Genomic DNA, 24,950 nt, shown 5'->3' with positions numbered 1-24,950 from the left:
CACGTAGCAGCCCGTGGCGCGCGTGACATCACCCACCATGGAGGTCCTCATGACCCACTTCTCCGGCGTTGCCCGCGGCGCCAGCCCCGCTCTCGATCATCGCGTCGCTGAGGCAATGGCGCACGGCCTGAACGTTCGCGCTCAGCGCGAAGCGGCCGCTGCCCTACACCTCTCACCCACTCCCCAGGCGTCCGCCCCCGCCCCCGCCCCGACGCAGCCGATCACCGGTGACGCCGTCGCGTCGTTCGAGGCCGGCAAGGGCATCGTGTCACGCCCCCTCGACCTCGCCGAGGAGCAGCTCTACCAGAGCGCCTTCACGTCGACGCAGACCGCCGACCTCACCGACGTCGACGAGCTCGCGCGCGCCGCCGGCTGGGAGGTGTGACCGTGGCCTTCACCCCGAACACCTTCATCCACGGCAGTGCCCGCTATCAGGTCACCGGCGTCGTCGTCGTCGCCGACTCGGCCTCGCAGCCGAACGTGTACATCTACCGTCACGGGATCCTGCCCGCCGACACCAATCCGCTCCAGATCGAGCGCCTCCTCGAGGCGAACCAGATCGTCGAGCTTCAGGAGGTGACGGCGTGATGCAGTACCGAGACCTCATCGAGTTCAGGGTCGCCTGCGAGACCGCCGGCGTCACGACCCCCGCACCGATCGTCCGCGGTATCGAGCTCATCGATCTTGCCCACGCGGCCGCTGTTTCGCAGCCACCCGCGCTGCTTGACCTCGCCGACGACGAGGTGGCCGGCCAGGTCTTCGACCTCTCAGTGAGGGAGCACTCCAGCACCGACAAGTGGAACTTCGCCAGCGCCAAGGGTCTCGGCCCCGGCTCGCAGGTGTTCGAGTCGCGTCTGTGTGACGAGGTGCAGGCCGCCACGATCCCGCTGCTCGACGACCTGGTGATCGCTCTGCGCCCGAAGTTCGACGCGCTGACCGCGCCGATTGTGGTCGCCGCTCAGCAGTACGGCTTCACCTACGCCACGACGTCGGACCAGGTCATCGACCTCGCCGACGAGGGAGCATCCGCCGCGTGGCGCGAGGCGCGCGCAGCGTGGAAGACCGTGACCCCGATCGTCCGCTTCCGCATGCGCGTGTCGGATCTGTTCGGCGTCAGCCCCACCCTCGAGGAGCTGGCGCGCAACTTCTACACGCCCAACCCGCGCATCGAGCTCGACTACTCGGTGTGCTTCGCGGCAGGCAGCGCCTGGTCCTATGACCACGCTCTCTACCTCGGCCAGAAGCCGGGCCAGCTCGACTGGTTCGCGCTCGCCGCTGGCGGTCTGCACCTCAACACCCCCAGCGAAGTGCGCGAGCTGATCGCCGCTCGCCGCTGACCCAGACCAGGACGCGTCGGGTATGGGAGAGCTCGCCCGCGAGCGCCCGCCGCGTCCCGCCCCCACCGCCCATGAGCGGCAGGAGGGCACCGAGACCCCCGCTCCGACTTCCTTCCGGTTGGGGAGCGGGGGTCTCTGCACATCCGCCAGAAAATCCAGCCCCGCCTTGGGGGACGGACCACTCCCGCGGGGGGTGGTCCTCCCTCCCCGCACCCCAATTTCGACCGATCGGAGGCCGTAAATGGCCAGCAGACGCCACCTCATGGCCGTGAACCGGACGGTGACCGCGCTCGGTCTCGAGAAGATCGCTGCGGCGACGGCCACGGTCGATCTCGCCCGGAATCTCGCGCGTCGCATGGACTCAGCGCCCGCCGGCGTGGCTCCGTCGACGCTGGTCTCGCAGTACCAGTCGGCGCTGAAGGATCTCGACCGGGCCGGGCGTCGCGCGGGCATCCTGAAACCGGAGCGAGACGCCGACGAGATGACGGCCCCGGACAGCCTTGAGGCGTTCTTCCGGAAGTGGCGCGTCCGGCCCGAGGACCGCGGCGAGTGACTGCGACCAGCGAGCGGACCGCGTGGGCTTGGGGCTCCGGACTGGCTGAGCGATTCGACTGCCACATCGACGCATCGGTCCCGCTGTACCGGGAAGGGCACGAGCTGATCCTCGAGCTTTCGGACTGGTGGGCAGCGCCCGGGGCGTCGATCGTCGACGTCGGCTGCTCCACCGGGACGCTGACGGCTGCGCTCGCCGATCGGCACCCTGACGTCGCGGTGCTCGGCATCGACTCCGAGCCCGAGATGCTCCGCGAAGCGCAGTCCCGCGGCTCTCGCGCGACCTTTCGGCACGGCGACGCCACCGACTGCGACCTCGGCGCCCCGGATCTCGTGGTGGCGCACTATGTCGCCCAGTTCCTGCCGCCGGCCACCCGCTCGCGGCTGCTCCGGAACGTGTTCGACGCGCTGCAGCCGGGTGGGGCGCTGGTCCTGTTCGAGAAGACACTCCCGAGGTCGCCGGCCGCGCAGAGTCGCGCCGCGCAGGCGCTTCACTCCCACAAGCTACGCGCCGGCATCCCCGCCGACGAAGTCCTGGCGAAGGATCGGGCGCTGCGGGGTGTGCTGCGGCCGCGGACGACGGAGCAGCTGGTCGACGAGCTGGCGTCGGTAGGGTTCGAGGACGTCGAGCCGGTGATGCGGTGGATGCACTTCGCGGGGTTCCTCGCGGTGAAGGGGGACCAGTGAGAGACGAGCTCGATCTGCGGCAGACGACGACCCACATGGGGACGGCGCGCACGGACTGGTTCCGCCTCAGGTACACCTGGATCCCGATCCTGCGCTTCCTGCAGGCCGTCCCCGCGCCGGTCACGGTCTACTGCGGCGCGGTCGCGACGGGTGAGGAGGCCTACTCGATCGCGATGCTGCTCGAGCAGTACGGGATCCCCGGACGGGTGATCGCGACGGACGTCGACCCGGAACTGATCGCGATCGCACGGCTCGGCGTCACCTCTCCCGGATTCGTCGCGCGGGCATGCGGCGCGGGTGCCCTTGCCGGGGTCCTGACCCCGCCCCAGGTCCTCAGCCACTTCCGGGAGTCCGGTAGCGCGTGGCGGCCGTCGCCAGCGGTGCGGCAGCGGGTCACGTTCGACGTCGCCGATCTCCGCGACTGCGAGATCCCAGCCGCGAACCTCGTGGTCATCCGCAACGCTTGGCGCCACCTCGGCGACGACGGCCGGAAGAGCCTGATCGAGCGCCTGCAGATGCTTCCGAGCGGCTCGGCGCTGAGCATCGGCGGAGCGGATCTCGCCGTCGAGGTCGAGACTGCCGCCGGCACGATCGTGCAGGCGACCGGAATCGAGGACGAGCTGGTCGGCTTCCGCGCTGTTCCCTTCGGTGAGAACGACGATGGCGCGCCCTACTTCATGGGCATCTTCGTGAAGGAGTAGCAGCACTACCGAACTGGGCCCCGATCGTGCAGAATCGCTGCATGGTCGAGGCCCCTTCCACGTTCAACGTCCGGCAGGCCGCAAAGCGCATCAAGCGCGATCGCGTCACGGTCCAGCGATGGCTCCGCGAGGGCCTTCCTCACGAGCGCCCCTCCGAGTACGACGTGAGGATCCGCGAGGACGACCTGACGCTGTGGCTGCGGACGAAGCTTACGAATCAGCGGGCGTCGCGGTTCGGGGAGCGTGCAGCGTGACCGCGTACTCCGTCCGGGGAGCTGCTCTGCGGGTGAAGCGGCATCGCGTCACGATTCAGACCTGGCTCCGCGAGGGCATGCCGTGCCGGCGCTACGGGACGCACCGCGTGGAGATCGACGAAGAGGTCCTGACCGAGTGGTTGCGCCGGAAGATCGTCGCGAACCCGTGCCGTCCGGGCACCCTGAATCTCAACGCCCGCCAGGAGCCGGTGACAGACCCCGTGGCGGTCTTTCACGCCGCCTGAGCACTCCCGGACGCAAGGAGCCCCACAGGGTGCAGGAGGGCAGGCGCGCCACCGCGGTCCGTTTCGCGCCCGGCGCTCCGACCGTCGCGACGTCGCGTCACCCTGGACGTATGACCACCGCCGCGCATCACCTCGTCTCCGTCACCCGCCTCTGGGCGACCAGCCCCACCGTCGTCGGCATCTTCGAGACCGCCGAGGCTGCCCAAGCCGCTGTGCGGGTGTGCCAGCAGGATGAGTTCGGTCCCGACTGCTACTCGATCGAGACATGGCGAGACCGCGACCGGACGAACGGGGCGCCGGAGAGCCAGTGATTGAGATGCTCCCGACCGTTCACGCGGGCGCGGCACTCCTCCTCCGCCCAAGGGGCTGACGCGTCACAGAGCCGCCTGACGGTGCGCCTCGGTCGGCGGTATCCCGCAGTATGGAACCTGTGTGGGTGTACATCGACGACTCGGGCGACGCGGGATTCAAGTTCGGCTCCGGCTCGACTAGTCACCTCGTCATGGCGGCCGTCGTCTTCCGCAGCGTCGAAGACATCCAGGCAGCGGCCGAGATGATCGCGGGATGCCGCACCATGAACCGGCGCACGAGAGAGTTCAAGTACGCGAAGACCCGCGAGCTCAACCGCGCATGCTTCTTCGCTTGCTGTCGGCCGGCCACCTACTCGGTGCGCGCGATCGTGATCGACAAGGCGAACATCTACCGGCCCCACCTCCGGGAGAACCCGTCGTCGCTCAAGAGCTACGCCATCATGCAGCTCCTGACCCACACGTTCGGAACGGTGCGGGACGCCAAGGTCTTCGTCGACGGCGAGGACACCAAGGCGTTCGGCGTGGAGGACAAGCGGTACTTCCGCGACGCCGTCAACCGCCGGGAGCCCGGGACGATCCGAGAAGTGTCGTTCACGGACTCGAAGCAGAACTCGATGATTCAGCTGGCTGACATGACCGCCGGCGCCATCAACCACGCGTTCCGCAAGAACAAGCCGGCCGACGCGACTTCACTCGACAGCTTCCGCAACCGCACCTGGCAGCCTCGAGGCAGCATCTGGCACTTCAGGTGAGGGGCGATCCGCCGCCCTAGCCCATCTGTGGGGCACGCACACACCGTGGGGAGACTATTCAGGCGGCGGATCTCGGTATCTCCATAGTGTCACGGCGCCGCGGATCCTCCCACCCCTCGTCTGTGGGCGAACGCCGCGCCGTGCTGAACTAGTCGCATGCAGCGCGGAGAGGTCTGGGCCTACAGAGAGACCCCGAAGAAACGGCCCGTCGCGGCTCGGATCCTGTCGATCGGCACGAACGCCGGCGCACCGAAGGCGAAGATCGAACTCCTCGACGACCGCTTCGAGGGCCTTCAGCGTTGGGTGACACGTCGAAAGCTGCTCGCGCCGTGGCCTGAGATCGACGAGTTCCTCGAGCGGGAGAAGCTCGAAGACTCGATCTGGGTCCGTCGCACCTCCCTCATCGAGGACATCACTCTCGCCACCGCGATGTCTGGGATGCCCGAGCACATTGCAGAAGAGCGCAGCCCAGTTGGCGTCATCCGCGACGAGGCGGAGTTCGAGAGGATCACGGGGATCAGTGCCTCCCTCGTCGTCGACGGGCTGCCGCACTACCGCGACGACGAGGGCCTCCACATGTCGATTGACGGCGTCTACCGCATGGCCCAGGCCGTCGCGAAGGCTCGGCCGGCCAAGGTTCTCGCGAAGGCGGCGCAGATGGAGGCCGAAGCGCTCGAGGAGTGCACGTACGGCCGCACTGCCGACTCGCTGTACTACCCGGGCGAGACCGTTCACATCCCGGCAGAGCGACTGCGCGAGGTGTATCGCGAGGAGACTCAGCCGATGATTGCGCAGTTGCGGGACTGGTGCGGCTACGAGCCGGACGGGTCGAAGCGCGAGACAGTCGAGGATCGTCTGCAGCGGCAGCTCGACTCAGCGGTGGCCGTTGGTGAACGGGCGATCGCATACCTGAGGCACCACGGGCGGAAGCACGACGCGGACGCCCTGTCACGAGAGCTGCGTGACGCTCTCGGCATCGAGCGCCTCTCGCAGCGGAAAGGCCGCGGCAAGGGCTGGTTCGACGGGTCCTGAGGCCGTGCCCACATTCTGCCCACACTTCACGTCGGACTGACGTGACCGGAGCAGATCACGGTGACCGTAGATCACCGGAATGACGCGGCTCGGGACCGGTGGCCGTGCTATTCCGCGAGCTGCATTCGCCCTCCGGAGGCAGGGGCGTAGGTTCGAATCCTACTGGGGGCACATCCGCGGTCCTCCGCTCTCCTTCCTCGCACACGGGCGCTCAGCTCCGGTGCTCGACGCCCCTCGAGGCGCACCCCTCCATCACGGACCGAGCGGCGTCACCCGGTGGGCGACCGAGTCCGACCGTCCCGCTCCTCACCCGGCGCTCCGACACTCCCGAGACAGCACGAAGGCCCGCGATCGTCGATCACGGGCCTTCGGAACGTTCACCACCGGCACTCGGCCGGTCGGGCTCACTCGTAGAGGTGGAAGGTGCCGGCGCAGTCGGCCGAGCAGAAGCCGTCGCGGCGACGGGCCGAGGCCGCTCCGCAGGCTTCGCAGCGGCGGCGTCCGAGCATCCGCGAGATCAGGCTCTGAGGCGCCGACGCGACCACCGAGACCGGGGTGTCGGGGCGCACGGGGGATCCCGTGGTCGAATCGAGCTGGATCCCAGCGGTGTCGAGCGTGGCGCGGAGCATCCGTGTTACTTCCGATCGGTGAACCATGTGCGAGCACTGTATTGCCAGTCCCTGAGATTCTGCGAAGGGCTTGACGCGGCTCGCGATCGAGAGGAGCCGAAATCGACATCTGTCGGTCAGTCGGGATCGACCCGGGGAACGACGAACAGAAGCGCCCCCTCCTGGCGGAGAGAGGCACGGCTGTTCGGGCGTCGGGGATCGGTGGGCGGACGACGCCGGAGCTCATGGGAGCGGGGCGTCGAGCCCGGAACGACCGGGAAGTGGGCCTAGTACGCGCCGCTGGTGCTCCGGGTGTCGATCGCCACCGTCGGTGCGGGAACCGGCACCGGTCGCAGGGCGGGGAGCGAGGCGCTCCTGCCCGTGCGGAACGGCAGCAGGACGAGCATGACGGGAAGAAGGACGATCCACAGGAGGACCGACAGCGCGAGACGCGCCCAGATGGAAAGAATATTGAGCATTTTGTGCCGCCTTCGGGTGACGGTAGAGGTGAACTTCGCGAACAGGATCATCGGGCCGACGGGGAGAGAAGAGTAGAAATGCGCCACTGATCGCGCCTCTCCCGCCACGCCCCCGAGCGGTCTGTTGCTCCTCATTCGTCGCCCAGCGCCGATCGGATGGGTCGATCCCGCATCCGATCGACACACGGCCCGCCCAGTGCGTCCTCCTGGGAGCCGGGCCGTAGGGTGAGCGCGTGAAGATCCTTGTCGTCGAAGACGATCCAGCCATGGGTGAGGCCCTCGTCGGCGGCCTCGAAGACGCCGGCTACGAGGCCGTGCTGACCACGAACGGCATCGACGCGCTCGTCGCGTTCAGCAACGCCGAGTTCTCGGCCGCCATCGTGGACGTCATGCTGCCGGCGATGTCGGGCTTCGAGATCTGCCGCCGGATCCGCGAGCTCGGCCGGCCCACGCCGATCATGCTGCTGACCGCGCGGGACGCGATCGAGGACCGCGTCTTCGGCCTCGACGCCGGAGCGGACGACTACCTGACCAAGCCGTTCGCGTTCACCGAGCTCAACGCGCGCCTCCGGGCCCTCCTGCGCCGCAGCCCGTCGCTGATGTCCACCTCGATCGACGTCGGACGCATCACCGTGGACGGATCGAGCATCCGGCGCACCGCCGACGGCTCGCGCATCCACGTCAGCCCGAAGGAGCTCGAGCTCCTCAAGCTCCTCATCACTCCCGTCGGCTCCGTCGTGACCCGCCAGCGGATCCTCTCCGAGATCTGGGGCGGCGGCGAGATCGTCGACAACAACATCGTCGACCAGTACGTCAGCTACCTGCGCAAGAAGCTCCCGACCGAGGACACGGGCGTCAGCATCGTGACCGTCCGCGGCAAGGGCTACTTCCTCCGCCCGGTCGAGTAGCCCGTGTCGCGGATGAGCACGGCACGCCGCCGGGTCGGCGCGCTCTCGATCCGCGCGAGGATCACCGTGGGAACGGTCGCTGTGGCGACCGCACTCTTCGCGCTCGCGGCGCTGCTCTTCTACCAGGTGGTCACCGGCATCGTCGACCGCAGCGAGCGGACGATCCTGATGTCGATCGAGGACGAGGTGCGCCGCGACATCTCGGCGGGCAACGTCCCGCGCACGCAGGGCTCGTCGACGGGCCAGCTGTTCCTCGCTCTCGCGCCCGACGGGAGCGTCAGCACCTCGACCATGCCCTCGCGCCTGAGCGGCGAGGTGCTCAGCGCTCTGGCGGAGGAGCCGGCCGACACCTCGCCCCGGTACGCCGACGTGACGACGGCGAACGGCAGCTACCTGGTCCGCTTCACGGCCATCGAGAGCGATCGCGGCGTCTGGCAGGTCGCCTCCGCCCGCGATCAGGCCGCGTCGCAGCTCGTCCTCGACGACTTCGCCCACGTGCTCGTCTACGCCGCGATCTTCCTCGTCGTCACGTTCGGGCTCGCCTCGTGGATCCTGACGGGCGCGGCCCTCGCCCCGGTGCGCCGGATGCGGGCGCGCGCGGATCAGATCGCCGCCGAGCCCGGGCAGGGCGACCAGCTCCCGGTCGTCGGCACGCGCGACGAGATCGACGAGCTCGCGGTGACGCTGAACGCGTTCCTGACCAAGCAGACCGCGTCGCTGGCCCGGGAGAAGCAGATGGTGTCGGATGCGAGCCACGAGCTCCGCACTCCCCTCGCCGCGCTCTCCGCGCAGCTCGAGATCGCCCACCACCGCGTCGACGATCCGGTCGCGGTCGACCGGGTCATCCTCGACGCGCAGAAGAGCGTCGACCGGCTCGTGCGCCTCGCGTCCGCCCTGCTCGACATCTCGCGCATCGAGAGCCGCACCGTCCGCCCGACCGCTCCCTTCGCCGAGCTCGTCGACGAGCTGGTGGGCGCCGTCGACCGCACCCGTCTGCTCGCCTCGGAGTCGGGGGTGGAGATCGACTACGAGATCGACGAGCGCGAGCCGGCCCGGCTCTACGCGGTCGCGTCCCAGGACTTCGGCCGGGTGATCGACAACCTCGTGAGGAACGCGATCCAGGCGATGAACGGCGGCGGCATGATCGTCGCCTCCCTCTCGCAGTCGGACGGGCGCCTGATGCTCAGCGTCTCGGACGACGGACCGGGGATGCCCGACGCCTTCATCCCGGTCGCCTTCGACCGCTTCTCCCGCCCGGACGACTCCCGGACCCTCGCCTCCGGCGGCAGCGGTCTGGGGCTGGCCCTGGTGCACACCACCGTGCTCTCGGCCGGCGGGACGGTCGCCCTGGTCAATCGCTCCCCCCGGGGTCTCGCGGTCGACATCGTCCTCCCGCCCGTCGGCTCCGCCTGAGCCGCCCCACCCCCGGAACGACGAAGGCCCCCGGGCGGACCGGGGGCCTTCGTGGAGGATCGTCAGCGCGGGTCGTCCTCGGGGCGGACGGGCTGCGGCTGCGGGTCGCCGACCGCGGCGGGCGGCGGAGCCCAGGTCGTCTGCGGCGCCTCCGCCGGGGAGGGGCCGCCGTCGAGCAGGTTGCGCGCGCGGTTGACCACCTCGGGGTCCACGAGCACGGAGTAACTGGTCGCGATCACCTGCATGGTCGAGGTGAAGTCGCGACGGCGGCGGTTCACGGCGTAGGAGGCGAGCCCGAAGAGCATCCCGAAGCCGGCGCCGAGGAGGACCGCCGCGATGAGGAAGGAGAGCTCCGTCGTCGGCGAGAAGATGATGAGCAAGAGGCCCAGGAAGACGCCGAGCCAGGCGCCGGAGGCCGCTCCGGCGAGGGCGACGCGGCCCCAGGTCAGCTTGCCGGTCACCCGCTCGACGCTCTTGAGCTCGTTGCCGATGATGGCGAGCTGGCGCACCGGGAAGTCGGCGCGGGCGAGCACGTCGACGGCGGCCTGCGCCTCCTGGTACGTGTCGAACGTGGCGAGGATCTCCCCGCGCGGGATCGTGGGGAAGGCCGGCCCTCGGCCGCTGAACGGCGTCTGCTGAGTCACCCGGACAGAATCGCACAGGCCACTTGAAGGTCTCTGAACGGATTCGGAGAACCGGCCGAGGGCGAGCCGGGAACGCTCGGCGTCCGCCCGGCTGCACGGGACTAGGTTTGTAGCCGTGAGTTCCGCCAGAGTCTTCGTCGCGCGCTTGGCCGGATGCAGTGTCTTCGACCCGGCCGGCGATCGCGTCGGCAAGGTCCGCGACGTGCTCCTGGTCTACCGGCAGAACGACGCCCCGCGGGTGGTCGGCCTGGTGGTCGAGATCCCCGGGCGCCGTCGGGTCTTCGTGTCGATCGGCCGGGTCACCAGCATCGGCAGCGGCCAGATCATCACCACCGGGCTCATCAACGTGCGCCGCTTCGAGCAGCGGGGCGGAGAGGTCCGCGTCATCGCCGAGCTCCTCGGCCGCCGGGTGAGCTTCGTGGACGGCTCCGGTGACGCGGTCGTCGAGGACGTCGCGATCGAGGAGGCCGCTCCCGGCGAGTGGGAGCTCGCGCAGCTCTTCGTCCGCCGGCCCAAGACCAGCCCCTCCCCCTTCGCCAAGGGCGCGACCGCCTTCGCCGGCTGGCGCGAGGTCCGCGAGAGCGTCTCGACCGAGGCGCAGTCCGCCGAGCAGTACGTCGCCAGCCTCTCCGAGCTCAAGCCCGCCGACCTCGCCAGCACGCTCCTCGATCTGCCGCAGCAGCGGATGCTCGAGGTCGCCGGCGAGCTCTCGGACGACCGCCTCGCGGACGTGCTCGAGGAGATGCCCGAGAGCGAGCAGGTCGAGATCCTCGGCCGGCTCGACGACGACCGCGCAGCCGACGTCCTCGACCAGATGCAGCCGGACGACGCGGCCGACCTGATCGCCCAGCTCTCGGAGGAGCGCGGCGAGGCGCTCCTGGAGCTGATGGAGCCGGAGGAGGCGGACGACGTCCGCATGCTCCTCACCTACGCTCCGGAGTCCGCCGGCGGTCTGATGACCACGGAGCCGATCATCGTCTCCTCCGAGGCGACCGTCGCCGAGGGTCTCGCCCTCATCCGCCGCCACGAGCTCGCCCCGGCCCTCGGCGCCGCCGTCTGCGTCACGCTGCCGCCCTACGAGCCGCCGACCGGCCGCTTCCTCGGCATGGTGCACTTCCAGCGGATGCTCCGCTACCCGCCGCACGAGCGCCTCGGCACCCTGCTCGACCAGAGCATGGACCCGATCACGCCCGAGACCTCGGCGGCCGAGGTCGCCCGGATCCTGGCCAGCTACAACCTCGTCTCGGTGCCCGTCGTCGACGCGTCCCACCGCCTCGTCGGCGTCGTGACCATCGACGACGTCCTCGACTACCTCCTCCCCGACGACTGGCGCAGCCACGGCGACGACGACGAACCGAGGAAGCCGGTGACGACGGCGACGCAGGGCGTCCCGCTCGTGCCGCCGGCACCCGCGGCGACAGGCAGGACACGACGGGGACGGAGGGGCGCGCGTGGCTAGGGACACCAAGCAGGACCGGCGCCTGGACGCTCCCAAGGGCTTGCGCACCCGCGTCCTCTCGCGGCGGAACCGCCCGAGCAGCGACCGCTTCGGCCGCCTGACCGAGTCGTTCGCCCGCGGCATGGGCACGCCGTGGTTCCTGGTCGGGATGACGATCTTCTGCGTCTTCTGGCTGATGTTCAACACCTACGGGCCCGCGGACGCTCGCTTCGACTCTCAGGCCCTCGGCTTCACGGTGCTGACGCTGATCCTCTCGCTGCAGGCCTCCTACGCCGCGCCGCTCCTGCTGCTCGCGCAGAACCGACAGGACGACCGCGACCGCGTGCAGATCGAGCAGGACCGGCAGCGGGCCGAGCGCAACCTCGCGGACACCGAGTACCTCGCGCGCGAGGTCGTGGCCCTGCGCCTGGCGATCCGCGACATGGCGAGCAAGGACTTCATCCGCTCGGAGCTGCGCGGCCTGCTCGAGGAGCTCGAGAAGGATCGGGCGCAGGAGCCCGAGCGGCGCGATGCCTGACGTCGCCGCCATCGAGACCGCCGTCAGGACGGCGCTGGCCCGGGTCGTCGATCCGGAGATCCGGAAGCCCATCACCGAGCTCGACATGCTCGAGTCGGTCGAGGCGGCCGTCGACGGAGCGGTCCGCGTCGCGATCCGGCTGACCATCGTCGGCTGCCCGGCCGCCTCCGCGATCGAGCGCGACGTACGCGAGGCCGCGGCCTCGGCTCCCGGAGTCACGGCGGTCGACGTCGTGGTCGGAGTCATGACGCCGGCGCAGCGCACCGCCCTCACCGAACGCCTCCAGGGCGGCCGCCGGAGCATGCCCTTCGGCCCGGACTCGCTCACCCGCGTGTACGCGGTCACCAGCGGCAAGGGCGGCGTCGGCAAGTCGACCGTCACCGCCAACCTCGCGGTCGCCCTCGCTCAGCGGGGGCTCGCGGTCGGCCTCGTGGACGCCGACGTGCACGGCTTCTCCATCCCCGGCCTGCTCGGCCTGATGCACGACGGGCGCGTCGCGGGACCCACCCGCGTCGGCGAGCTGATGCTGCCGCCGGTGGCGCACGGCGTGAAGGTCATCTCGATCGGGATGTTCCTCGAGGGCGACACCCGGGGGGCGGCCGTCTCCTGGCGCGGGCCCATGCTGCACCGCACGATCTCCCAGTTCCTCACCGACGTGTACTTCGGCGACCTCGACGTGCTCCTGCTCGACCTGCCTCCCGGCACGGGGGATGTGGCGATCTCCATCGGGCAGCTGCTCCCCCATGCGGAGGTCCTCATCGTCACCACGCCGCAGCCGGCGGCCGCCGACGTGGCCGAGCGCAGCGGCGCGCTCGCCCGCCAGTCGGGTCAGCGCATCGTCGGAGTGGTCGAGAACATGTCGGGGCTTCCGCAGCCCGACGGCTCGGTGCTGGAGCTCTTCGGCAGCGGAGGCGGGGCCGAGGTCGCGCGTCGGCTCACCGCGACGGGCGACGAGGTGCCGCTGCTCGCGTCGCTGCCGATCTCCGTCGCGCTGCGGGCGGGGGGCGACGAGGGCGTGCCCGTCGTCGTCGGCGATCCGGAGGATCCTGCCGCCCGGGCGATCGACGCCCTGGCGGCGACGCTCGCCGCGCGGCCGCGGGGACTGACCGGCCGTCGTCTTCCGCTCGCCGTCGACTGACGCCTCCGCGCGGCTTCGTGCGGGCGGCGTCGGTCGAGACGCCCGCCCGACGCTCCTCGCGGAGCAGGGCTCAGGTGGCCTCGGAGTCGATCGGCGGCGGCGCGACGCTCGAGAGCGTGCCGGACGAGACGGAGCGCTGCATCGTCGTGTAGTAGCTGTCCTGCGCGGAGCCGGTGCCGCCCGGCACGACCGGAGCCGCGACAGCGGTGGGCGGCTTCACGGTGGGGGCCGGATCGTCCTCGAGCAGGGCGTCGCGGATGATGCGGCGGGGATCGTACTGGCGCGGGTCGAGCTTCTTCCAGTCGACGTCGTTGAACTCGTCGCCCATCTCGTCCTTGACGCGCTCCCGGGCCTGCGTGGCGAATCCGCGCACCTTGCGCACGAGCTGCCCGAGCTGGGCGGCGTAGTGCGGGAGGCGGTCGGGACCCAGCACGAAGACAGCGATGACCCCGATGATGAGGAGCTTGTCGAACGTCAGACCGAACACGAGGACAACACTAACCCGCCGCGCCTCCCTCGCGGAGCCCGCGCGCCACCGTACCCTGACGATGCCCGGGCGCGATCCGCCCGGTGCACCGATCAGAGGAGCGCCCCCGTGTCCGACAAGGATGCCAACTGGAAGTACGCCGAGGACGCGGTCGTCGAGTCGGAGGCCATCGCCTCGGCCCGCCGGCTCTCGGTCGAGCTGGGCATCGACGCCGTCTCCCCCTCGATCGGCGCGCAGGCCGCGCTGGTCGCCGCCGCGGCGCGCGCGACCTCCATCATCGAGATCGGCACCGGCACCGGAGTGAGCGGCCTGTGGCTGCTCGACGGCGCCCCCGAGGCCATGCTCACCTCGATCGACTCCGAGGCGGTGCACCAGCAGCACGCGCGCGCCCAGTTCCACGAGGCGGGCATCTCGCCCAACCGGCTCCGGCTCATCCCGGGCCGCGCCCTCGAGGTGCTGCCCCGCATGAACGAGAACTCCTACGACATCGTCTTCGTCGACGGCGATCCGCTGCAGGTCATCGAGAACGTCGAGCACGCGCTGCGGCTCGTCCGTCCGGGCGGGACGGTCCTCGTCCCCCACGCGCTCTGGCGCGGACGCGTGGCCAACCCCGCGCAGCGCGACGAGATCGCGACGGCGTTCCGCACGCTGGTGGCCGAGGTCTGCGCCTCCCCCGCCGTGGTCAGCGTGCTCTCGCCGATCGGCGACGGCCTGCTGCAGGCCAACAAGCGCCGCGCCTGACGAGCGCGGCCGACCGGCGACAGACGGAACGCCCGCCGCACGGTGTGCGACGGGCGTTCACGACGGTGCGGATCAGGCGGGAGACACCACCGACGCGAGCGCGTCGTGCAGCTCTTTCGCCTCTGCATCGTTGACCGAGACGACGAGGCGTCCGCCTCCTTCGAGCGGAACGCGCACGACGATGAGTCGGCCCTCCTTAACAGCCTCCATCGGTCCGTCTCCGGTCCTCGGCTTCATGGCCGCCATAGAGTTCCCCTTTCGTGACGTATCCCCCTATTATCGTGCATCCGCGGGGGTGTTCCGAACCGCGCCCGGAAGTCGGGCGTCAGCCGATCACGGCGGGGACCAGTCGCCCGGGGTGAACACCCAGCACAGCAGCACCCAGACGATCTGCCCGACGATCGATGCGGCCACCACGAACACCCTCAGGAGGGTCGACCGCGGCACCGCGAGCGCCCCGGCCAGCGGGAACATCGGCATCAGGATGCGGAACGTGCTCGACTGCGGGTAGAAGAACGCGAAGAGGTAGATCGCGTAGCCGCCGACCCAGAGCCGCGAGAAGACGTCGAGGCTGCGCGTGGCCCGCGAGAACAGGATCGCCAGGAATCCGAGCACCACCACGACGGTGATGCCCATGCCCGTGATCGGCGAGCCGAACCAGAGGCCTCCCCACCAGCCCCCGCCGGCGAACCAGGAGGTGAAGGGGATGAGCTCGCCCTCGCCGATGAAGACGCTGCGCCAGGCGAGCTCGGTGTCGGTGTACGCGGTGAAGGAGCCGGTCACGGCCCAGGCGATGAGCAGCCAGGCGAACCCCACCGCGAGGGACCAGACCGTGAGGGAGACCGTGAAGGCGAACTCCCGGCGGGCGAACGGCTCGGTGCCGCGCACGTGCCGCCAGACGCGGTAGAGGAAGTAGAGGCCCGTCATCGCCGCGATCGCGAGACCGCTCGGGCGCAGGAGCCCCACGACCAGCACGACGGGGAACGTCCAGATCCACTTGCGGCGCACCAGCAGGAGGAGCAGCACGGCCGTCAGGAGGATGCCGCCGGACTCCGCGTAGCCGATCTGCAGGATCGGGGACGTCGGAGCGACGCAGAAGAAGACGATCCCCATCAGCGCCTGGCCCTCGCTGAGCGAGACGCGGAACAGCCGGTAGATCACCAGGCACGCCGCTGCACTGCAGACCAGGGCGACGAGCACCGCCGCGTTCGCCCAGTCGAGCCCGGTGATGTTCATCAGGCCGCGGACGGTGAACGGGTAGACGGGCATGAACGCCCAGGGGTTCTGCTCCACGGCTCCGGACGGCGAGAGCGGCAGGACCGACGGGTACCCCGTCATCCCGATCCGCTCGTACCAGCCGCCGTCCCACGTCGTCGCGAACCGGACGTAGGTGTCGCGCAGTCCCGTCCACTCGACGCCCTGACGCACGGCGCCGACACGGAGCATGATCACGGTCGTGACGACCCGGGACACAGCGAAGACCAGGAGCACCTGGATCCACCACGGGATCCTCCGGAGCAGACCCCAGCGGGAGCGGGACGGAGAGGCGTCCTCCGTCTCCGGCGCGATCGCGGTGGCGCTCACGCGAGAGGCCCGCGGTCCGTCGAGGAGGCGGAGGCGGTCGTCAGCGGGGAGCGGGCGGGTGTCGCCGCGGCTCGCCGGCGGGTCGGCCGGAGGAGGGGCGACGCGTGTCGCGGCTCACCGGCTGGCGTGAGGGGAGACATTCCGACGAGCATACCCGTGCGGGAGTCGGGAGTCCCCGGAGGAGCACCGCGCCGGGCGGGCGCGCGGCACGATCACGGCGGAGTCCAGTCCGATCCGGCGACGGCCCAGCAGATCGAGATCCAGACGATCTGGCCGCCGATCCCGAGCAGGACCAGCGCGACGCGGAAGACCGGCGAGCGCGGCACCGCCAGCACTCCGACGAGCGGGAACATCGGGCCCAGCAGCCGGAAGGTGCTCGACTGCGGGAAGAAGAACGCCAGCAGGTAGACGCCGTACCCGGCGACCCAGGCCCGGCTGAAGAGATCGAGCCGCCGTGTCCACGGTGCGGCGAGGATCCCGACGAACGCAGCCAGGAGGAGCACCACCAGCACGACGCCGACGGCCGGGGCCCCGAACCACCACGAGCCCCACCAGGCGCCGCCCTGGAACCACGGGGTCAGCGGGAGCAGCTCCTGGTAGCCGATGTAGACCGCACGCCACGCCAGCTCGGTGTCGGTGTACGCGGTCATCGACCCGGTGACGGCCCACGCCACGGCGGGCCAGAGGAAGCCGACCACGAGCCCCCACGCCGTCAGGCCCACGGCCGGCAGCCACTCCGACCGCGGGAACGGCTCCGTGCGGCGCCGGACGAACCGGTAGACGACGTACAGGCCGAGCGCGGCGGCGAAGGCGAGCCCGCTCGGCCGGGTCAGGCCCAGCAGCAGCACGACGGGCACGACCGCGAGCCAGCGCCGCCGCACCAGGAGGAGGAGCGTGACCGCGGTCAGGAGCATCGCCATCGACTCCGCGTAGGCGAGCTGCATCAGCGGCGAGGTCGGCGCCACGCAGAACAGCAGCACCGCCGTCAGCGACTGCGACTCGCCGAGGGAGTGCCGGAAGAGGCGGTACAGGACGAGGCAGGCTCCGGCTCCGCACAGGACGGAGACGGTCACGGCGGCCGGAGCCCAGGTGAGGCCGGTGAGCGCCATCAGCGCCTTCACGACGCCCGGGTAGAGCGGCATGAAGGCCCAGGCATTCTCCCCCACGTGGCCGTCCTGCGTGATCGGCAGGAAGCCGGGATACCCGGTGGCCGCGATGATCTCGTACCAGCGGCCGTCCCACATCGACGCGAAGGCCGAGTAGGACGGGGAGGGTCCGGTCCACGGGTTCGCGAGCTGGTGCGCGGCGAACTGCAGCAGGATCACCGTCGTGACCACGCGGGTCGCGATGTACACCAGGAGGACGCGCGCCCACCACGGGACCAGGCGCAGGCGGAGGCGGACGGGGACGGCCGTGGCGGTCGCGCTCACGAGGACGCGGTCAGCCAGCGGCGGAGGCCCTCGGTGCACTCGGTGATCTCATGCACCGCCACGCGCTCGTCGTCGGCGTGGGCCCGGAGCGGGTCGCCCGGTCCGTAGTTGACAGCCGGGATGCCCATGGCGGAGAACCGCGCGACGTCGGTCCAGCCGTACTTGGGCTTCGCCTCGGCTCCGACGGCCGCGAGGAAGGCCTGGGCCAGAGGTGCGTCCAGCCCCGGGCGGGCGCCCTCGGCCAGATCGTCCACCGTCACCTCGAACCCCTCGAAGAGCTCCTCGAGGTGGGCGAGCGCCTCCTCCCCGGACCGGTCGGGGGCGAAGCGGTAGTTGACCTGCACCGTGCAGAGGTCCGGGATCACGTTGCCCGCGACCCCGCCGGTGACGCGCACGGCGTTGACGCCCTCGCGGTACACGAGGCCCTCGACCTCGACCTCGCGCGGCACGTAGGCGGCGAGGCGGTCGAGGATCGGCGCGGCCGCGTGGATCGCGTTCTCGCCGACCCAGCTGCGGGCGGAGTGGGCGCGGACGCCGCGGGTGACCACGTCGACCCGGAGCGTCCCGTTGCAGCCGCCCTCCACTGCTCCGCTCGTCGGCTCGCCGAGCACGGCGAAGTCGGCGGAGAAGAGGTCGGGGCGGTGCCGGGAGAGACGGCCGAGGCCGTTGAGGTCCGCTGCGACCTCCTCGTTGTCGTACCACATCCAGGTGATGTCGACGGCCGGATCGGAGAGCTCGGCGGCGAGGACGAGCTGCACCGCCACTCCGGCCTTCATGTCGACGGTCCCGCGGCCGACCAGGTGCTCGACGCCGTCGATCGTCTCGGCGACGACGGGCAGGTTGCCGTTGACCGGCACCGTGTCGAGGTGCCCGGCGATCACGACGCGCTGGGCGAGGCCGAGGTTCGTCCGCGCCACGACGGTGTGGCCGTCGCGGATGACCTCGAGGTGGTCGTACTGCTCGAGCGCCCACTGCACAGCGTCCGCGATCTCGAGCTCGTCGCCCGAGACGGACGGGATGTCGCAGAGGATCCGCGTCAGGGCGACCGGATCGGTGCGCAGATCGAGCGGAGGGGCGGTGGTCGGATCGGCCATGCGCCCCAGGGTAGCGGCCGGACGCTCCGCGCTACCCTGATCGGCATGACCCTCGAGCACTCCGCAGACTCCTCCGCGCCCGCCTCCGCCTGGGGATACGGGCTCGCCACCGTGGCCGCCGACGGCACCGTCCTCGACACCTGGTTCCCGGAGCCGCGCCTCGGCACCATCCCGGCCGGCCGCGACCCCTGGATCGTGCCGGCGGAGTTCGAGGAGCAGGCCGGCGAGGATCCGCGCCGCGAGGTCCGCATCGACGTGGTCACCCTGCAGATCGACGTGCAGGCGCCGCCCGCCTCCACGTCCGACGCCTACCTGCGGCTGCACCTGCTCTCGCACCTCCTGGTCCGCCCGAACGAGGTGAACCTCGACGGCGTCTTCGCGCACCTGCCGAACGTGGTGTGGACGAACGCCGGTCCGGTCTCGCCGGAGTCGTTCACCCGCCTGCGGCCCTCGCTCCGGCGCCACGGCATCCAGGCCACCGGGATCGACAAGTTCCCGCGGCTGACCGACTACGTCACCCCCGCGAAGGTGCGCATCGCGGACACCTCGCGCGTCCGCCTCGGGGCGCATCTGGCACCCGGCACGACGGTGATGCACGAGGGCTTCGTCAACTTCAACGCCGGGACCCTCGGCAGCTCGATGATCGAGGGGCGCATCTCGCAGGGCGTCGTGGTCGGCGACGGCTCGGACATCGGCGGAGGCGCGTCCATCATGGGCACCCTCTCGGGCGGAGGAGTGCAGCGCGTCTCGATCGGCGCGCGGGCGCTGCTGGGTGCGAACTCGGGCATCGGCATCTCCCTCGGCGACGACACCGTCGTCGAGGCCGGCCTCTACGTGACCGCCGGCACCAAGGTCGTCGTGGTCGGCGGAGCGCCGCGCGCCGACGGCGCCCCGCAGACCGTGAAGGCCGTGCAGCTCTCGGGCGTGCCGAACCTGCTCTTCCGCCGCAACTCACTCACCGGAGCTGTCGAGGTCCTCCCCCGCACCGGCGCCGGCATCGAGCTGAACGCCGCCCTGCACGCCTGAGGACGGGCGTCCGGCGCCGCCGGGCCCAGCAGGCGGCACCCCGGGACGAACCGTGCTGATCGAGTCCGCGGCGACCACGCCGCTCTGCGTCCCGCCTCGAAGAAGAGGTTCGAGCCTCGGACGGCTGACGAGAGGCGGGTGCGCTGCACAGCGAGAGCCCGCCCCCGGCGGGGACGGGCTCTCGGGGACCGGTCAGCGGTCGGTCGGCCAGTGGCGCTCGGGCGACCCCATGTAGAGCTGCTGCGGGCGGCCGATCTTGGTCTGCTTGTCGGTGTTCATCTCGCGCCAGTGGGCGATCCAGCCGGGCAGGCGGCCGATCGCGAAGAGCACGGTGAACATCCGGGTCGGGAAGCCCATCGCCTTGTAGATGACGCCCGTGTAGAAGTCGACGTTCGGGTAGAGGCGCCGCTCCTTGAAGTAGTCGTCCTCGAGAGCGAGGGCCTCGAGCTCCATCGCGATGTCGAGCAGCGGGTCCTTCACGCCGAGGGCCTGCAGGACCTCGGAGGCGCTCTCCTTGACCAGCTTCGCGCGCGGGTCGTAGTTCTTGTACACCCGGTGGCCGAAGCCCATCAGGCGCACGCCCTCCTCCTTGCTCTTCACCCGCTCGACGAACGTCGACACGCTCTCGCCCGACTCGCGGATCCGGCCGAGCATGGTGAGCACCGCCTCGTTCGCTCCGCCGTGCAGAGGGCCGAACAGGGCGTTGATGCCGGCCGAGACGGAGGCGTAGAGGTTCGCCTCGGTGGAGCCGACGAGGCGGACGGTCGACGTCGACGCGTTCTGCTCGTGGTCCTCGTGGAGGATCAGGAGGCGGTCGAGCGCCTTCGAGAGCACCGGGTCGACCTGGTACTGCTCGGCCATCGTGCCGAAGTTGAGGCGGAGGAAGTTGTCGACGAAGCTCAGCGAGTTGTCCGGGTAGAGGAACGCCTGGCCGATCGCCTTCTTGTGGGCGTACGCCGCCATCACGGGCAGCTTCGCCAGGAGGCGGATCGTGGTGAGCTCCACAGCCTCCGGATCCTTCGGGTTGGAGCTGTCCTCGTAGTACGTCGACAGGGCCGACACTCCGGCCGAGAGCACCGACATGGGGTGCGCGCTGTGAGGGAGCGCGTCGAAGAAGCGCTTGAGGTCCTCGTGGAGGAGCGTGTGGCGGCGGATGCGCTCGTCGAAGCCCGCGAGCTCGTCGGCCGTCGGCAGCTCGCCGTAGATGAGGAGCCAGGCCACCTCGAGGTAGGTCGCGTTGGTGGCCACCTCCTCGATCGGGTAGCCGCGGTAGCGGAGGATCCCCTGGTCGCCGTCGATGTAGGTGATCTGCGACTTGGTCGCCGCCGTGTTCACGAAGCCGTAGTCGAGCGACATGAAGCCGGTCTGCTTCGACAGGGTCGAGAAGTCGATGCTCGAGGAGCCGTCGACGCTGCGCAGGACCGGGAAGTCCGCGGTGCGGTCGCCGAAGGTGAGCGTGACCTTCTCGGGGAGCTCCTGCTCCGCCGGCGCGGGAGGCGGCGTCGTGGCGCTCCCGGTCGCGGGCTCCGTGGAGCCCACCGTCGCGGTTCCGTCGCTCTGCGTGCCGGATTCGGTCACAACGCCTCCCAGGTCGTCGCGGTCGCACCCGGGGAGCGCTCGCGCGGAGCGGGCGGCGCCGGGTCTGGATCGTGGTGCAGCCGGGGCCTCGCGAGGCGCCGTCGACCGAACCACATACAGCCTATGGGCAAAGCGGGGGCACTGTGACATCGCCCAGCGCTGGGGCCGGGTCCTTGTCGGAACCCGCCAGGATCGGCCGGGTCGAGCGCCTCAGAGGCCGCCGGACAGGCGCTCGACGGCCGCGTCGATCCGCTCGTCGGAGGCCGTCAGCGAGAGGCGCACGTGCTCGGGGAAGCCCTCCCCGTAGAAGACGCCGGGGCCCGCGAGGACGCCGAGGCGGGCGAGCCGGTCGATGGACTCCCAGGCCGCGCGGCCCTCGGTCGCCCACAGGTAGAGGCCGGCCTCGCTGCGGTCGATCCGGAAGCCCGCGGACTCGAGGGCGGGCCGGAGGCGGTCGCGGCGGGAACGGTAGCGCTCCTTCTGCGCGGCGACGTGCTCGTCGTCGGCGAGGGCGACGATCATCGCCTCCTGCAGCGGACCGGGCACGATCATGCCCGCGTGCTTGCGGACGGTCACCAGGCGCGCGATCAGGGCCGCGTCCCCGGCGACGAAGGCGGCGCGGTAGCCGGCGAGGTTCGACTGCTTGCTCAGCGAGTAGACGCCGAGGACCCCGGTGCGGTCCTCCCCCACCACGCGCGGGTCGAGGACGCTCGGGATCGGCTCGTCGGCCCAGCGGCCGTCCCAGCCGAGCTCGGCGTAGCACTCGTCCCCCGCGATCACGGCCCCCAGCTCACGGGCACGCGCGACGGCGCGCTGCAGGGCGGGCACGTCGAGCACGGCGCCATCGGGGTTGCCGGGAGAGTTGAGCCAGACCAGGCGGGTCGTCGCGGGCCATTCGGCCGGGTCGTCGGAGGCGAGCGCCTCGGCGCCGGCGATCGCCGCGCCCATCGCGTACGTCGGGTAGGCGGCGCGCGGATGCACGACCACGTCCCCCTCCCCGAGTCCGAGGAGGAAGGGCAGCCAGGCGACGAGCTCCTTGGAGCCGATCGTCGGCAGGACCTCGTCGATCCCGAGGCCCTCGACTCCGCGCCGCCGCGCGTACCAGGCGGCGATCGCCTCGCGCAGAGCGGGGGTGCCCACGGTCGTGGGGTACGCGTGCGAGTCCGTCGCGCGGGCGAGCGCGTCGCGGATCGGGGCGGGCGTCGGGTCCACCGGCGAGCCGATCGACAGGTCGACGATCCCGCCGGGGTGCTCCGCCGCCGTGCGGGCGAAGGGCGCCATCAGGTCCCAGGGGTAGTCGGGCAGCGCGCCGAGGGCCACGGGAGCGGCCTCAGTGGCTCTGCGGAGGCAGCGCCGCGATGACCGGGTGGTCCTTCGCGATCACGCCGACCTTGGCGGCTCCACCCGGGGAGCCGATCTCGTCGAAGAACTCGACGTTGGCCTTGTAGTAGTCGGACCACTCCTCGGGGAGGTCGTCCTCGTAGTAGATCGCCTCGACGGGGCAGACCGGCTCGCAGGCACCGCAGTCCACGCACTCGTCCGGGTGGATGTAGAGCGAGCGCTCGCCTTCGTAGATGCAGTCGACCGGGCACTCGTCGATGCAGGCGCGGTCTTTGACATCGACGCACGGAAGTGCGATCACGTAGGTCACGGTGCTCCAGGTCCCTTCGAACAGTGTGTCTATCGTACGGGGGCCGACGGGGCGTCGGCGTCCGCGGGCCGCGGGGCGGCGGCGGGAGCGGCCGCCCGCAGCCGCGGCCAGGCGATCACGACGAGGGCGATGAGGGCGGGGAGGAAGGTCCAGGCCACGCCGAGGCCGTTCGCCGGGACGAGGACGGATCCGCCGGTGCTGCGCAGGGCGAGCAGCCCGATCATCCCGAGCAGGCCCATCGCGGTGCAGAACGCGACGAACCGGTCGATGAGCACGAGGCGCAGCCCGAGCAGGAGCAGCAGCACGCCGGCGAGGGAGGCGGCGAGGCCGACCGGGAGGACGACACCGCCGACCGACACGGTGCTCTGATGGGCGACGGTCGTGATCGCTCCGACCACCGCGCCGACCAGGACTCCGGCGACGCCCGACAGCACGCGCGATCCCAGCGTCGGACGCTCCTCCGGCAGCGGCGCCGGACGCCCCGCCTGCGCGACCGGGCGGAAGCGCTCGATGCGGCCGATGGGGAACGGCGGACCGCTCGAGAGCCGGGCCTCGTCGCCCTCGACCACCAGCTGCGTCGCGTGCGCCTCGAGGGCCGCGCGCTTGCGGGCGTGGTCCTCGGCGGACAGCTCGATCACGACGTCCCCGGGGAGGGGCGGGGCCGCGTCGGGGAGGACGGCGAGGAAGCGCAGGCCCAGGCGCTCGGCGGCGCGCTCGGCGACCCGGGCGGTGCGGACGTGGTCCGGGTGGCCGTAGCCGCCACCCGCGTCGTAGGACAGCACGACGCCCGCGTCGACCTGCCGGAGGACGGCGACGAGATCCGCCACCTCCTCGTCCTCGGGCGCGGCGGTGAAGGACGCGGGATGCACCGGCTCGAGCGGCACCGGGACGCGGCCTGTGCCCCACTGCATGCCGGAGTCCCGGTAGACGCGCGGAGCGAGGCCGGGTGCGCGGGCGCCCGCCTCGCCGAGGAAGCGGTGGTCGGCGACGCCGAGTGCCGTCAGGGCGACGACGAGCTCGGTCGTCCGGTGCGCGGCCAGCTCGGCCGAGCCCTCGAGCGGAGCGAGGTCCTCGGGGATGACCTCGCCGCACTCGCCCCGCGTGGCGGTGACGACGGTCACGGAGGCGCCCTGTGCCACCAGCCGCGCCAGGGTTCCGCCCATGGTGATCGTCTCGTCGTCGGGGTGGGCGTGCACCGCCACCACCCGCTCCGCTGCTGCGTCCCGGCCCGCGTCCACTCTCCGCCTCTCGTCCTGCGCGGCCTCCGCTGCGGGCGCTTCTGGACAGCGACCGGGCAGCGGACTACAGTCGAGCCGGGTTAGGCAAGGCTTACCGAACAACGGAGCCCCGCCGACCGGATCGACTCGGGGCGGGAGTCGCCCCCTCCTCGTCCACCATCGACCAAGAGAACACGCGTGCTCGCAAACTACCTCATCGGCCTCCGCGAAGGCCTCGAAGCCGGCCTCGTCGTCGGCATCCTCGTGGCCTACCTGACCAAGCTCGGCCGGCGCGACGTGCTGCCGCGGCTCTGGACCGGTATCGCCGCCGCGATCGCGATCTCGCTCGTCACCGGTGCGATCCTCACCTGGGGCCCCTCGACCCTGTCGTTCCAGGCCCAGGAGCTCATCGGCGGCGGCCTCTCGATCCTCGCGGTCGGGCTGGTCACCTGGATGATCTTCTGGATGGGCGCGAACGCCCGCAGCCTCAAGGGCGACCTCGAGTCCCGGCTCGACGGCGCCGTCGCGGGGTCGGCCCTCGGCATCGTGGTCCTCGGCTTCATCAGCGTCGGCCGCGAGGGCATCGAGACGGCGCTCTTCGTCTGGGCGAGCGTGTCCTCGAGCAGTGCGGGGTCCGGATCCAGCGCGTGGGTCGGCACGGTCGGCGCGCTGCTGGGCATCCTCAGCTCGGTCGTCATCGCGTACCTGATCTTCCGGGGCTTCGTCCGGATCGACCTCGGGCGCTTCTTCACCTGGACGGGCGGCTTCCTCATCCTCGTCGCGGCCGGCGTCCTCTCCTACGGCGTCGGCGACCTGCAGGAGGCGTCGCTCCTGCCCGGCTGGGGCACCCCGCTGTTCTCGCTCGGCCCGATCCTCCCGCCGCCCGTGACCGCCGTGGTCGGCGGCCTCTTCAACTACACGCCCGAGCCGACCGCTCTGCAGTTCGCCGCCTGGCTGCTCTACCTCGTCGTCGTCGGTGCCCTGTTCGTCCGCCAGGTCCGCCTGCGCGGCCCGCGACGGGGCAGCGCGGCCCCGGTCGCCGCTCCCGCTCCCACCTCCGTCTGACCCGCTCCGGCACCGCCGGCGCACTCGCCCCGATCCAGGA

31 protein-coding genes are annotated in these 24,950 nt (G+C 71.1%); 19 read left to right on the top strand and 12 right to left on the bottom strand.

Going from position 1 to position 24,950, the window contains the following annotated elements:
* Positions 1-22: 22 nt before the first annotated feature.
* The 11 genes from C5C50_RS00940 to C5C50_RS00890 all read left to right on the top strand — a co-directional run bounded on the left by C5C50_RS00940 (position 23) and on the right by C5C50_RS00890 (position 5,871).
* Complete coding sequence (locus tag C5C50_RS00940) at positions 23-385, top strand: hypothetical protein (protein ID WP_181133867.1); 363 nt, start codon at positions 23-25, stop codon at positions 383-385.
* A 2-nt stretch (positions 386-387) separates the two neighbouring features.
* Positions 388-588, top strand: coding sequence for a hypothetical protein (locus tag C5C50_RS00935; protein WP_146085837.1), 201 nt, complete (start codon positions 388-390; stop codon positions 586-588).
* Positions 585-1,337 carry a hypothetical protein gene (locus C5C50_RS00930; RefSeq protein ID WP_104272638.1) on the top strand — a complete coding sequence of 251 codons (753 nt, stop codon included), beginning with the start codon at positions 585-587 and terminating at the stop codon, positions 1,335-1,337. The genes C5C50_RS00935 and C5C50_RS00930 overlap by 4 nt, the downstream gene beginning before the upstream one ends.
* A gap of 241 nt (positions 1,338-1,578) precedes the next feature.
* Complete coding sequence (locus C5C50_RS00925; RefSeq protein ID WP_146085836.1) at positions 1,579-1,890, top strand: hypothetical protein; 312 nt, start codon at positions 1,579-1,581, stop codon at positions 1,888-1,890.
* Complete coding sequence (locus C5C50_RS00920; protein WP_181133866.1) at positions 1,887-2,576, top strand: methyltransferase domain-containing protein; 690 nt, start codon at positions 1,887-1,889, stop codon at positions 2,574-2,576. Before C5C50_RS00925 ends, C5C50_RS00920 begins: the two co-directional genes overlap by 4 nt.
* Positions 2,573-3,277 (top strand): CheR family methyltransferase, encoded by a 705-nt coding sequence (locus tag C5C50_RS00915; RefSeq protein ID WP_146085835.1) that lies wholly within the window; start codon positions 2,573-2,575, stop codon positions 3,275-3,277. The genes C5C50_RS00920 and C5C50_RS00915 overlap by 4 nt, the downstream gene beginning before the upstream one ends.
* 41 nt (positions 3,278-3,318) lie before the next feature.
* Positions 3,319-3,531 carry a hypothetical protein gene (locus C5C50_RS00910; RefSeq protein WP_146085834.1) on the top strand — a complete coding sequence of 71 codons (213 nt, stop codon included), beginning with the start codon at positions 3,319-3,321 and terminating at the stop codon, positions 3,529-3,531.
* Positions 3,528-3,776, top strand: coding sequence for a hypothetical protein (locus C5C50_RS00905; RefSeq protein ID WP_104272633.1), 249 nt, complete (start codon positions 3,528-3,530; stop codon positions 3,774-3,776). Before C5C50_RS00910 ends, C5C50_RS00905 begins: the two co-directional genes overlap by 4 nt.
* Positions 3,777-3,886: 110 nt before the next feature.
* Positions 3,887-4,087, top strand: coding sequence for a hypothetical protein (locus tag C5C50_RS00900; protein WP_146085833.1), 201 nt, complete (start codon positions 3,887-3,889; stop codon positions 4,085-4,087).
* 125 nt (positions 4,088-4,212) lie between these two features.
* Positions 4,213-4,839 (top strand): DUF3800 domain-containing protein, encoded by a 627-nt coding sequence (locus tag C5C50_RS00895; RefSeq protein ID WP_181133865.1) that lies wholly within the window; start codon positions 4,213-4,215, stop codon positions 4,837-4,839.
* Between the two features lie 156 nt (positions 4,840-4,995).
* Positions 4,996-5,871, top strand: a complete 876-nt coding sequence (locus tag C5C50_RS00890; RefSeq protein ID WP_104272630.1) for a hypothetical protein — start codon at positions 4,996-4,998, stop codon at positions 5,869-5,871.
* A gap of 404 nt (positions 5,872-6,275) precedes the next feature.
* On the opposite strand, the gene C5C50_RS00885 is transcribed toward C5C50_RS00890, so the two are convergent.
* Positions 6,276-6,527 carry a hypothetical protein gene (locus tag C5C50_RS00885; RefSeq protein ID WP_146085216.1) on the bottom strand — a complete coding sequence of 84 codons (252 nt, stop codon included), beginning with the start codon at positions 6,525-6,527 and terminating at the stop codon, positions 6,276-6,278.
* A 239-nt stretch (positions 6,528-6,766) separates the two neighbouring features.
* Positions 6,767-7,045: a hypothetical protein gene (locus tag C5C50_RS00880; RefSeq protein ID WP_104222995.1), complete on the bottom strand. Its 279-nt coding sequence runs from the start codon at positions 7,043-7,045 to the stop codon at positions 6,767-6,769.
* Positions 7,046-7,191: 146 nt separating this feature from the next.
* On the opposite strand from C5C50_RS00880, the gene C5C50_RS00875 reads away from it, so the two are divergent.
* Positions 7,192-7,866, top strand: coding sequence for a response regulator transcription factor (locus tag C5C50_RS00875; protein ID WP_258059273.1), 675 nt, complete (start codon positions 7,192-7,194; stop codon positions 7,864-7,866).
* A gap of 12 nt (positions 7,867-7,878) precedes the next feature.
* Positions 7,879-9,279 carry a cell wall metabolism sensor histidine kinase WalK gene (locus tag C5C50_RS00870; protein WP_146076469.1) on the top strand — a complete coding sequence of 467 codons (1,401 nt, stop codon included), beginning with the start codon at positions 7,879-7,881 and terminating at the stop codon, positions 9,277-9,279.
* 62 nt (positions 9,280-9,341) lie between these two features.
* Here the strand turns inward: C5C50_RS00870 and C5C50_RS00865 are convergent, their stop codons facing one another.
* Positions 9,342-9,923, bottom strand: coding sequence for a general stress protein (locus C5C50_RS00865; RefSeq protein ID WP_258067586.1), 582 nt, complete (start codon positions 9,921-9,923; stop codon positions 9,342-9,344).
* 115 nt (positions 9,924-10,038) lie between these two features.
* Here C5C50_RS00865 and C5C50_RS00860 point away from each other — a divergent pair, with 115 nt between their 5' ends.
* Genes C5C50_RS00860 through C5C50_RS00850 form a run of 3 tightly spaced genes read left to right on the top strand, consistent with a single transcriptional unit; the run spans position 10,039 to position 13,037 of the window.
* Positions 10,039-11,382, top strand: coding sequence for a magnesium transporter MgtE N-terminal domain-containing protein (locus tag C5C50_RS00860; protein WP_104225554.1), 1,344 nt, complete (start codon positions 10,039-10,041; stop codon positions 11,380-11,382).
* Positions 11,375-11,899, top strand: a complete 525-nt coding sequence (locus C5C50_RS00855) for a DUF1003 domain-containing protein (protein ID WP_104222991.1) — start codon at positions 11,375-11,377, stop codon at positions 11,897-11,899. Before C5C50_RS00860 ends, C5C50_RS00855 begins: the two co-directional genes overlap by 8 nt.
* Entirely contained in the window at positions 11,892-13,037 is a 1,146-nt protein-coding gene (locus C5C50_RS00850; RefSeq protein ID WP_104272628.1) for an Mrp/NBP35 family ATP-binding protein, read from the top strand. The genes C5C50_RS00855 and C5C50_RS00850 overlap by 8 nt, the downstream gene beginning before the upstream one ends.
* A 70-nt stretch (positions 13,038-13,107) precedes the next feature.
* On the opposite strand, the gene C5C50_RS00845 is transcribed toward C5C50_RS00850, so the two are convergent.
* Positions 13,108-13,524 (bottom strand): twin-arginine translocase TatA/TatE family subunit, encoded by a 417-nt coding sequence (locus tag C5C50_RS00845; RefSeq protein WP_146076468.1) that lies wholly within the window; start codon positions 13,522-13,524, stop codon positions 13,108-13,110.
* Between the two features lie 108 nt (positions 13,525-13,632).
* Here C5C50_RS00845 and C5C50_RS00840 point away from each other — a divergent pair, with 108 nt between their 5' ends.
* On the top strand, positions 13,633-14,265 hold the full coding sequence (locus C5C50_RS00840) for an O-methyltransferase (RefSeq protein WP_104222989.1): 633 nt from the start codon (positions 13,633-13,635) through the stop codon (positions 14,263-14,265).
* A 72-nt stretch (positions 14,266-14,337) separates the two neighbouring features.
* Here C5C50_RS00840 and C5C50_RS00835 read toward each other — a convergent pair whose 3' ends face one another.
* From C5C50_RS00835 to dapE, 4 genes are all read right to left on the bottom strand, one after another.
* Entirely contained in the window at positions 14,338-14,511 is a 174-nt protein-coding gene (locus C5C50_RS00835; protein WP_068208299.1) for a DUF3117 domain-containing protein, read from the bottom strand.
* Between the two features lie 87 nt (positions 14,512-14,598).
* Entirely contained in the window at positions 14,599-15,849 is a 1,251-nt protein-coding gene (locus tag C5C50_RS00830) for a hypothetical protein (protein ID WP_104222988.1), read from the bottom strand.
* A gap of 212 nt (positions 15,850-16,061) precedes the next feature.
* Entirely contained in the window at positions 16,062-17,279 is a 1,218-nt protein-coding gene (locus C5C50_RS00825; protein WP_258067584.1) for a hypothetical protein, read from the bottom strand.
* Positions 17,276-18,373 carry a succinyl-diaminopimelate desuccinylase gene (gene dapE / locus C5C50_RS00820; protein WP_104272627.1) on the bottom strand — a complete coding sequence of 366 codons (1,098 nt, stop codon included), beginning with the start codon at positions 18,371-18,373 and terminating at the stop codon, positions 17,276-17,278. The genes C5C50_RS00825 and dapE overlap by 4 nt, the downstream gene beginning before the upstream one ends.
* A 45-nt stretch (positions 18,374-18,418) precedes the next feature.
* Here dapE and dapD point away from each other — a divergent pair, with 45 nt between their 5' ends.
* Positions 18,419-19,399 carry a 2,3,4,5-tetrahydropyridine-2,6-dicarboxylate N-succinyltransferase gene (dapD, locus tag C5C50_RS00815; protein ID WP_104246605.1) on the top strand — a complete coding sequence of 327 codons (981 nt, stop codon included), beginning with the start codon at positions 18,419-18,421 and terminating at the stop codon, positions 19,397-19,399.
* Positions 19,400-19,591: 192 nt separating this feature from the next.
* Here the strand turns inward: dapD and C5C50_RS00810 are convergent, their stop codons facing one another.
* From C5C50_RS00810 to C5C50_RS00795, 4 genes are all read right to left on the bottom strand, one after another.
* On the bottom strand, positions 19,592-20,977 hold the full coding sequence (locus tag C5C50_RS00810; RefSeq protein WP_258063160.1) for a citrate synthase: 1,386 nt from the start codon (positions 20,975-20,977) through the stop codon (positions 19,592-19,594).
* Positions 20,978-21,187: 210 nt separating this feature from the next.
* Positions 21,188-22,297 carry a succinyldiaminopimelate transaminase gene (gene dapC, locus C5C50_RS00805; protein WP_104246606.1) on the bottom strand — a complete coding sequence of 370 codons (1,110 nt, stop codon included), beginning with the start codon at positions 22,295-22,297 and terminating at the stop codon, positions 21,188-21,190.
* A 10-nt stretch (positions 22,298-22,307) separates the two neighbouring features.
* Entirely contained in the window at positions 22,308-22,628 is a 321-nt protein-coding gene (fdxA, locus tag C5C50_RS00800) for a ferredoxin (RefSeq protein ID WP_104222984.1), read from the bottom strand.
* A 29-nt stretch (positions 22,629-22,657) separates the two neighbouring features.
* A complete protein-coding gene (locus tag C5C50_RS00795; RefSeq protein WP_146083675.1) occupies positions 22,658-23,866 on the bottom strand; it encodes a PIG-L family deacetylase in 1,209 nt (402 codons plus the stop codon).
* Between the two features lie 177 nt (positions 23,867-24,043).
* Between C5C50_RS00795 and efeU the strand changes: the two genes are divergently transcribed.
* The gene (efeU, locus tag C5C50_RS00790; protein WP_104232741.1) at positions 24,044-24,910 is read left to right on the top strand and encodes an iron uptake transporter permease EfeU; all 867 of its coding nucleotides are present in this window, start codon (positions 24,044-24,046) and stop codon (positions 24,908-24,910) included.
* Positions 24,911-24,950 lie beyond the last annotated feature (40 nt).

Origin of the sequence: Rathayibacter sp. AY1D9 (genome assembly GCF_002932395.1) — a bacterium.
In the GTDB taxonomy this organism is placed as follows: domain Bacteria; phylum Actinomycetota; class Actinomycetes; order Actinomycetales; family Microbacteriaceae; genus Rathayibacter.
Note: the sequence above shows the minus strand (reverse complement) of the source record. Positions and strands in the feature narration are given on the sequence as shown.